Here is a 3,571-nt window from a genome sequence, read left to right as displayed (position 1 = left end):
TTAGACATAGGGAGCTGAGCCTGACCGCTCGGCTCCCACCTTTAACTCTAGAAAACCTTAAAATACACACGCGCCGCGTAGCGGCTTTGTTCAACAAGGCAGGATAGGCAACGCCTTTGGCGCGCCTACCTTTGACGTTAGGTAAGAAAAAAAACAGCACTAAAAAATTATGGATCAAGAAACATTAAAAAACGAACTGCGCGAAATAGCAAAGATTGTGAAAGAATTTCCCGAGGCTGTTCAGCAGGAGGCATTTGCTATTCTCACCCGAGATCTAACTAGTGACTTTTCACCCCAAGCGTCGCCCAGCAAAAAGGCTGCTACCAGAAAAGCCACTGCTGACGTTCCATCTAAGCCTAAAGGAGCGTCAAAGGTGCCTTCAAAGAAACCTTCAGGCGGTAAGGAATCATACTCTATTGACCGCCATCTTGATCTTACAGAATCAGGAAGTATTCCCTCGTTTAAGGATTTTCACACTGAGAAAAATCCCAAAACCGCAGCAGAATTTACGGCAGTTGCCGTCTATTATCTAGTCAAGTTACGTGGCTCTGAATCTGCCAGTCTTGACCATTTGTATACATGCTACGCTGAAGTGAAGAAAAAACAGCCAAAGGCATTTAGACAGAGCGTTAATGACACCAAAAGCAAGCAAGGCTGGGTTGAATGGGGTTCTGAATCTGATCAGATTGTCATTCCGCACCGTGGCACTGTTTTTGTCGAACATGACCTTCCTAGAAACGAGCCTGCTAAATGAATTTTGAGGATTTCAAGAAGGCGACAGATCTCCTGTCGCAGAAAGAGCTAGATAAAGTGCTGCTTCTAGCTTTCTTTCATAGAAAGGTGAACGAAGCTGCCGAATTCAGCGCAACAGAGGCAGGAACATGGATGCACGATCTCGATCTCCCTCGACCAAACGTGTCTCGCCTCGCTTTAAACCTGAAACGGTCACGCAATTTTGTTAAGGGCTCAAAGAGTTCAAATTTCAAACTTCATGCAGCAGAGGTTGATAGGCTCCAAGGACTCTACCCAGGGTTACGTAGTGGCTCAACCGAAGTTGCCGAGTTCGACACAATTCTACCTAAAGAAATCTATGAGAATACTAGAGGATTCATAGAGCTGCTAGCTCGACAAATTGATGCATCATACGAATACAATATTTTCGATGGGTGTGCGATGTTAATGAGGCGCTTACTAGAGGTGCTATTGATTCTGACATATGAGCATCTTGCAATCGAGAATCAAATTCAGGAAGCAGACGGTTCATATAAAAATTTGTCTACAATCATCAATGACGCAAAGGCGGAGAAAAAGTTAAAGCTAACGAAAGACATGAGAAAGACCATTGATTCGTTTCGCCTTTTAGGGAATCACTCTGCTCACAAGGTCTATTACAATTGTCGAATGCCGGATCTTGAAAAGGTTTCTGTCGACTACAGAGTGCTGGTTGAACACCTCTTATATCAATCAGGAGTTAAGACCTAACAAGACAGTAGAGGACAACTCCGTTACGCGCTCCGCGCTTCACTACGTGCCTCACTTTTACGATCTACAGCATGAATGAACAAAACATAGCAGTCTGGATTCTAGCCGGTGGTGGAGTTATTTTAGGACTGCTTGGAGCGATCGCTGGCACCTATACAGAATTTAGGAAACAAAAAACGAAAGACGCGAAGAAACTCTACTGCCTATTGGTTTCGGTCTATGTTTTGATACTCTCAGGCCACCTATGGCTGACCTTTACCGCTAGCATTAGATTGAGCATATTAAGCAGTGTTTTATTTATATTCGTCTCGATATACTTCGTTAGGGCTTTTAGAAATCTGGAGCGTATGAGGGTAGATCCAGCCGGCTCAGGTCAACCCATGTAACCCGCCCGATAATCCGAGAATCACTTGAACTACATACTCGTCAGGCTGGGTGCCTGGCCTCATCGTTAGAAAAATGAATAAAATAATACTCGTAGCCTTACTTGCCTGCCCATTTTTAGCTCAGGCAAATCTATTTGAAATGTTCACAAAAGGAACGAGTAGCGAATATCAGCATGATGCAGATATCGTTCGGTTGAATGACCTCGAAGCGTTATGGAATCTAGTAACAGAATATAAAGAGAAGACTGGTAAGTTTCCACTAGAGGGGGAAAGTGATAAGCCGCATTACGTCGAAATCGCCACAAAAGAGCAAAAGAAAGCACTAAATGGCCAGCCGCCATACCCAATAGAGAAGACCAGTGCCAAGGAATTCCAAGAGCTACTAAGAAAAGAATTAGGTGATGATATCGATCTGCCCTTCGACCCACAGAGAGTTGGAGACTCGAAGCCGACTCTTTATCTCTATATGATTCTAGGTGATCGATTTGTTTTGGCTATTCACGTCCACGAGGAATACCCATTTTCAAAGCAGGTCGGTCGATACTACCACAAGGTAGAAGTCAGCAATCAGGCTTACCTTCCTCAGAGTATCTATGATGGCTCTTTGCTTTTCTCATCCGAAGATTTTAAAGCATCAAAGAATCGAGAGATGCACAAACCTGGCTATTTTGAGGGTTTGAGGAAATCTATACGCGAAGAAGGAGCCTTCTAACAAGACGGTAGTGGACAATTCCGTTACGTCGCTCCGCTCCTTCACTCCATGCCACACCTCCACGATATAGAAGAGAATTTTGACACCGCTTATTGGCGCTTATGAACGCTTATTGAAGAGAAAGATGAAGAAGAGAAGAAACCCCATAAGCGTAAAATTAGCGGTCATTAGCGGTTCCCGGCTCTGCCGGAAAATACAAGTTCGAAAGGAAGAAGAAGCGCTTGTCAGATTTGATGCCGTTGGGCACTCTGGGAGCTATATCCAGTCGGAGCTGGTCAACCCCATTTACGCCGCCGGATCTTCGACAATCACTTGAACTACTAATCACTCAGGCTGGGGTGCCAGTCCTCACCGATCTCAGAAATTAAATGGAAGGAATTTTTAGAGCACTTGCAGGCTTAGTCGGATTACTCGCGATCCCACTCCTTGGCTATGGTCTCTTTATGACGAAAGCCTTCGGAGGGTTTAACAGCGGTAGCAATTCCATCCCCATATTTGAAACCACCGCTTGGGTATTCATAATCGTGATGCTTTTAGCCTTCTCAATATTTGGGATTCCAAAAAATAAAAAGAAAGTGCAATCTAGCCCAGATGACCCCGACTACATCTTCACCCTCGATAAACCAAAGGATGAGATCAAGTCGCGGTGATCAACTCCGTTCGTGCCTCACTTCGTGAGCACGCTCTACGTTCGCTTCCAAGTAATCCGCCTCATGAATGATTTTATATCCGTCGCCGTCGCAATTCGCGCACACCTCGCCGTCATCAATCCCATCGTTGCAGCACGGGCACGGGATAGTGTCGCCGTCTGGTAGTCCCGTAAACTCGAAGCCGTCTGGCAGCGAACCAGTCGCATCTAGACAATTCGTTCGTTCCTCACTCACGCTAGTGCTCATCGATGGGTGAAAAATTAAATGTATACTAATCCACAAGGGGCAATAGGCGTTGGTTTCATAATCTGTATTTTTGCAGCATGTTGGGGATGGTGGTT

At 45.1% G+C, this 3,571-nt stretch carries 5 protein-coding genes; 4 read left to right on the top strand and 1 reads right to left on the bottom strand.

Going from position 1 to position 3,571, the window contains the following annotated elements; translation table 11 throughout:
- The first annotated feature begins 169 nt into the window (after positions 1-169).
- From QEH59_RS18215 to QEH59_RS18200, 4 genes are all read left to right on the top strand, one after another.
- Complete coding sequence (locus tag QEH59_RS18215; RefSeq protein WP_308986813.1) at positions 170-754, top strand: hypothetical protein; 585 nt, start codon at positions 170-172, stop codon at positions 752-754.
- Positions 751-1,482: a hypothetical protein gene (locus tag QEH59_RS18210; protein WP_308986812.1), complete on the top strand. Its 732-nt coding sequence runs from the start codon at positions 751-753 to the stop codon at positions 1,480-1,482. Before QEH59_RS18215 ends, QEH59_RS18210 begins: the two co-directional genes overlap by 4 nt.
- A 459-nt stretch (positions 1,483-1,941) precedes the next feature.
- Positions 1,942-2,580 (top strand): hypothetical protein, encoded by a 639-nt coding sequence (locus tag QEH59_RS18205; protein WP_308986811.1) that lies wholly within the window; start codon positions 1,942-1,944, stop codon positions 2,578-2,580.
- 368 nt (positions 2,581-2,948) lie between these two features.
- Positions 2,949-3,230, top strand: a complete 282-nt coding sequence (locus tag QEH59_RS18200; protein WP_308986810.1) for a hypothetical protein — start codon at positions 2,949-2,951, stop codon at positions 3,228-3,230.
- Here QEH59_RS18200 and QEH59_RS18195 read toward each other — a convergent pair.
- The coding region (locus QEH59_RS18195; RefSeq protein ID WP_308986809.1) for a hypothetical protein at positions 3,231-3,571 on the bottom strand (341 nt) is incomplete at its 5' end. It abuts the gene before it with no gap.

It is taken from the genome of Thalassobacterium sedimentorum, assembly GCF_031127905.1.
Lineage (GTDB): Bacteria > Verrucomicrobiota > Verrucomicrobiia > Opitutales > Coraliomargaritaceae > Thalassobacterium > Thalassobacterium sedimentorum.
Note: the sequence above shows the minus strand (reverse complement) of the source record. Positions and strands in the feature narration are given on the sequence as shown.

Excerpts from the sequence above, each read along its gene's own strand:
- QEH59_RS18215 (WP_308986813.1), top strand. The coding sequence starts at position 170 with ATGGATCAAGAAACATTAAAAAACGAACTGCGCGAAATAGCAAAGATT.
- QEH59_RS18210 (WP_308986812.1), top strand. The coding sequence starts at position 751 with ATGAATTTTGAGGATTTCAAGAAGGCGACAGATCTCCTGTCGCAGAAA.
- QEH59_RS18205 (WP_308986811.1), top strand. The coding sequence starts at position 1,942 with ATGAATAAAATAATACTCGTAGCCTTACTTGCCTGCCCATTTTTAGCT.
- QEH59_RS18200 (WP_308986810.1), top strand. The coding sequence starts at position 2,949 with ATGGAAGGAATTTTTAGAGCACTTGCAGGCTTAGTCGGATTACTCGCG.